Source organism: Actinosynnema sp. NPDC059335 (genome assembly GCF_042752395.1).
Lineage (GTDB): Bacteria > Actinomycetota > Actinomycetes > Mycobacteriales > Pseudonocardiaceae > Actinosynnema.
On record NZ_JBHYXZ010000118.1, the window covers coordinates 17,024 to 21,430 of the forward strand.

At 77.7% G+C, this 4,407-nt stretch carries 3 protein-coding genes and 1 pseudogene; all 4 read left to right on the forward strand.

What is annotated here, in order from left to right; all coding sequences use genetic code 11:
• Positions 1-93 precede the first annotated feature (93 nt).
• Positions 94-831 (forward strand): hypothetical protein, encoded by a 738-nt coding sequence (locus ACFXGA_RS29290; protein WP_378093348.1) that lies wholly within the window; start codon positions 94-96, stop codon positions 829-831.
• A 222-nt stretch (positions 832-1,053) separates the two neighbouring features.
• Positions 1,054-1,233, forward strand: coding sequence for a hypothetical protein (locus ACFXGA_RS29295; RefSeq protein WP_378093350.1), 180 nt, complete (start codon positions 1,054-1,056; stop codon positions 1,231-1,233).
• A gap of 81 nt (positions 1,234-1,314) precedes the next feature.
• Entirely contained in the window at positions 1,315-3,795 is a 2,481-nt protein-coding gene (locus tag ACFXGA_RS29300) for a lantibiotic dehydratase (protein ID WP_378093352.1), read from the forward strand.
• A pseudogene (locus ACFXGA_RS29305) lies at positions 3,788-4,407 on the forward strand (lantibiotic dehydratase C-terminal domain-containing protein); the annotation flags it as partial. The gene ACFXGA_RS29300 and the pseudogene ACFXGA_RS29305, both read left to right, overlap by 8 nt.

The window sequence follows — 4,407 nt, forward strand, 5'->3', positions numbered from 1 at the left end:
TCTCCCCCCCGCCCCCCACACACACTCACCGCTCACAGACCCCCGCCCCCCGCCTCCCCCCCCCGCGCACCCCCCCCCCCCCCCCCCCGGCCCGTGACCGGCGAGGAGGACCCGCCGCCGAGCGTGGTCGACCGGCTGCCGCTCCTGACCGCGCTCCACGCGGCCTGCGCCGCGCCGCAGCCCGGCCTGCTGCCCGAGCCCCCGCCCGAACCCCCCGGCCCGGTCGTGCCGCTGCCCGCGCCCGACGCCGTGCGCGTGGCCGACGGGCTGCGCGGGAGGGCGTCGCCGGTGGCCGGTTTCCTGCCCCGCCCCATCACGGCGGGGGCGTTGGCGGCGATCCTGGCGCACGCCGCCGCCGGTTATCCGGGCGACCTGCCGGGTTGCCACGAGGCCCCGGTGACGGTGACGCCCCACGTGCTCGTCCAGCGGGTCACGGGCGTCCCCGCGGGCGCGTACCGGTACGACCGCCGACGCCACGCGCTCGTCGCGGCCGGTGGCACGGGCGACGCCCGGACCACCGCGCTGCGGACCAACACGCGGTGGGCGTTGCCGGAAGCGGCGGCCGCGGTGGTGCCCGTGGGCGACCAGGCGACCGGCGGCACCACGTTCGGCGACCGCTGGTACCGGCTCCAGCAGGCCGAGGCGGGCCTGGTCGTGCACCGCGCGACGCTCGCCGCGTCCGCGCTCGGCCTGGCCGCGCGCATCCACTCCGACGGCACGAACCCGGCCACCGACGCGGCGCTCGGCGTGCGCGGTCCGCTGCGCGGCCTGTCCTTCCTGCTTCTGGGGACGCCCCGACCCGGCAGCACGGTGACCGGGCCGCTCTGGTGATCGTGCGTGACGCACGACGACGTCGGCGATGCCACGGACAGGTGACGCGCCGCCGCCGTCGTGCGATCGGACGCGGGCCCGGTGTGCGGTCGCGGGACCGGTCGACGTTACCCGCACGTGTGGTTTCGGTCCCGCACCCCGAATCGGCCGTGGTGCACTGGGCGGCGTGCCCGGAAACCGTTCGGGCACAACGATGATCCTCACGACGGGAAGTGATCCGCGATGACTGTGCCGAAGCCTGCGTTGAACCTCGACGACCTGGAGGTCGAGTCGATCGGTGTCGTTCCGGCCGCGGGCCCGGAGCACCTGACGCTGGGGTACGGGGCGACCGAACTCGGCGCGTCCTGTGAAGGCGACTGCGACCTGGGAGGGGGCAGTTGCGACTGCGACGACCTGCGATGAGCTGATCGGCGGGTGCCTGGGGCGCGGGTGCCGGTTCGGCGCCCGCACCCCTCGCCCCGGACGTCCCCAGTGGAGGGAACAGTGCCCGACAACGCTTCCCCGGGCGCGGATCCGGTCCGCGCCCGGGCCGACGTGTTCGGCGTGCGCGTCGGCGGCGCGCCCGTCGCCGACCTCGAAGCGCTGCGGTGCGAGCGCGCGTGGGCCGCGGCGGAGGAGGTCGTGGCGCTGGCGCAGTGGTTGCGGGACGAGGGAACGGCGTTGTCCGACCTGCTGCACGAGGTGATCGGCGACCGCGCGGACGACGACCGGTCGCTGCTGGTCGCGTTGCGGCGGGCCGTGTTCCGGGGCCGGCGGCCCACCGGACGGGTGTGGGCGGCGCGCCGGGCCCTGCCCGGGGACCTCCGGGTCCGCGTGGAGCGGTGGGCCCGTGAGTCCGAGCGCGCGGCGGAGTTGACGGCGCGGGTGCCGTCGCGGTTGGCCGCCGACCGGGCGGCCGCGCGGGAGGCGTTGCGGGTGGCGGCGAGGCGGGACGCGTTCCGGTTCGCCCTGGCGCTGGGCAGCCCCGACCTGTCCGCGGCGGTGCGGCGGTGGCTGGACGACCCGGCCGCGCCGACGCCGCGCGCGCGGACCCTCGCGGGTCTGGCGAAGTACCTCGCCCGCGCGGTGGGCAAACCGACCCCGTACGGGTCGTTCGCGCTGAGCGGGCTGGGGCGGTGGGGGAGCGGGGGAGCGCCCGCGCGACTGTCCGGCGACCTCGCCTGGTGCGGCGTGCCGGAGCTGGACCGCGCCGCGGTGCTGGAGCTGTGGTCCGGGCTGACCGGGCCGCTGCGCGAGCACGTGGGGCTGCGGGTCAACCCCTCGGTCGAGCGGGAGGGCGGTCGGCTGCGGTTCCTCGGCGCGGGCGCGGGCGAGCCGGTCGTGTCCGTCGCCGAGTCGGGCGCGACGCGGGAGGTGCTGCACTTCGTGCGCACCGCGCCGGACCCCACGGTCGGGTCGTTGACCCGGCGCCTCGCCGACCCCGGCGCGGACGGGTACGTGGCCGGGCTGCTCGACCTGGGGCTGCTGGAGGCGCTGCGGCCGTTCCCGGACCGGTCGGGCGACCCGCTCGACCACCTCGCGCGGTGGGTCGACGCGCACGCGCCCGGCTCGCCGTGGCCCCGGCGGTTGCGCGACCTGCGGTCGGCGGTGGTCGGCTACGGCGGGTTGACCACGGCGGCGGAACGCGCCGAACGGCTCCGCCAGGTCCGGTCCACACTGGACGGACTGCTCGTCGACCTGGGCCGGGCGCCGTGGCGGCCACGCCGCGCCGTGCTGCTGGAGAACGCCGTGCTGCCCCGGCCGGTGGTCGAGTGCTCGCGCGACCGGTGGCGGCCGGTGCTGGACGACCTGGAGGCGGTGCGCGGCTTCCTCGGCGCGCTGGACCGCTCGCTGCCGGTCAAGCAGCGGCTGGCCGCGTTCTTCCGCGACCGGTACGACCCCGGCGCGCGGGTGTCGTTCCTGCGGCTGTACCGCGAGTACCGCACGTGCCCCGACCCCGGCGACGCGCCGCCCGCCGACCTCGGGCGCTCGGTCGTCGCCGGGCTGTACGGCGACGACGCGCGGGACACGGTGTCGGTCGACCCGCAGGTGCTCGCGAAGCTCGCCGCGTCCTGGCCCGCGCACGTGCGCGCACCCCGATCGGTGTGCTGCTACGGCCAGGAGCTGCCGGGTCCGGGCGGGCCGCGGTTCGTGCTCAACGCCGTGCGCACCGGCTACGGCTGGGGCATCACGCGGATCGAGCACCTGCTCGACGCGGCCGGGCACCCGACGCCGGTCCGCACGCCGGCCGAGGACGGGCCGGACGTCGTGCTCGCCGAGTGCCGGGCCGCCTTCCGCTCACAGCTCAACCAACGCGTCCCCGCGGTGCCGCACGCCATCGACTACCCCGGCGGCGAGCGCCCCGACGGGTGCTCGCTGTCACTGCCCGACCTGCACGTCCGGCACGACCGGACCGGCGATCGGCTCCTGCTGTGCGACGGTCGCGGTCGCGAGGTGCGCCCGCTGGCCCTGGGCCTGCTCGCGGCGGCGCTGCTGCCACCGGCGTTGCGGTTCCTGGTGGCGGCGTTCGGCGAACCGCAGACCGCGCTCGCGCCCGTGCCGCACTGGGACGACGTGGGCTGGCGGCCGGCGGTGGACGGCGTGCGGCGCAGGCCGCGGCTGGAGGTGGGCCGGGTGGTGCTGGCCCGTGCCGGGTGGCGCGTGCCCGCCGCCGACGTGCCGTCCCCGGCGAAGGGCCGGTCGGACGCGGACTTCCTGCTCGCGCTCGCCCGGTGGCGGGCTCGGCACGGCATCCCGCGGCGCTGCTTCGTCCGCGCCACCGGTCGGCGCGACCCGGCGCGCAAGCCGGTGTTCGTCGACTTCGCCGACTGGTTCCTGCTGCCGTCCCTGCCCCGGCACGGCGACGCCGACGTCGTGTTCGAGGAAGCCCTGCCCGACCCGGCCGACGCGCCGTGGCACGGGGAGCACGGGCAACGCGTCACCGAGTACGTCTTCGAGCTGACCGCGACGGACCGGCATGGCTGAGCCGACGCGCGACTGGGTGGGCGCGCACGTCTTCCACCGCGGCGACCAGGACCTGCTCGTGACCCGCGCGGTGGCCCCGCTGTGCGAGGAACTGGCCCGCGCCGGGCACGTGGAGGACTGGTTCTTCCTCCGCTACTGGGAAGGCGGACCGCACGTGCGGGTCCGCCTGCGGGCCGCGGTTCCCGCCGGTGCGATCCGGGCGGCCGTGGCGCGCCGGTGCGCGCACCACCTGGTCGACCACCCCTCGCCACGGGACGACTGGTCGCAACGCGAGTACGAGAGCGTCGCGTGGCGACGCGCGGCGGGCGAGCGCCTGACCACGTGGGACCGCCGCCTGCGGCCGGTCGACACGCTGGAGTTCACCGCCTACGAGCCCGAGCACCACGCGTACGGCAAGGGTCGTGCGCTGCACGCGGTCGAACGGCACTTCACCGAGTCCAGCCGCATCGCCGTGCGGCTGCTGAGCGCACCGCCCGACCGCCGCGCCGCCGCCGCGCTCGCCATGCTGACCCTGGCGGGGGGGGGGGCGGGAGGGGGGGCGGTGAGCGAGCGGGCGCGCCCGCGGGGCGGGGGCGGGGCGCGGCGGGGGCGTGGCCGCGGGAGAGCGCGGGT

Bases quoted from the DNA above. Each gene is read 5' to 3' on its own strand.
- ACFXGA_RS29295 (WP_378093350.1), top strand. From the start codon at position 1,054: ATGACTGTGCCGAAGCCTGCGTTGAACCTCGACGACCTGGAGGTCGAG.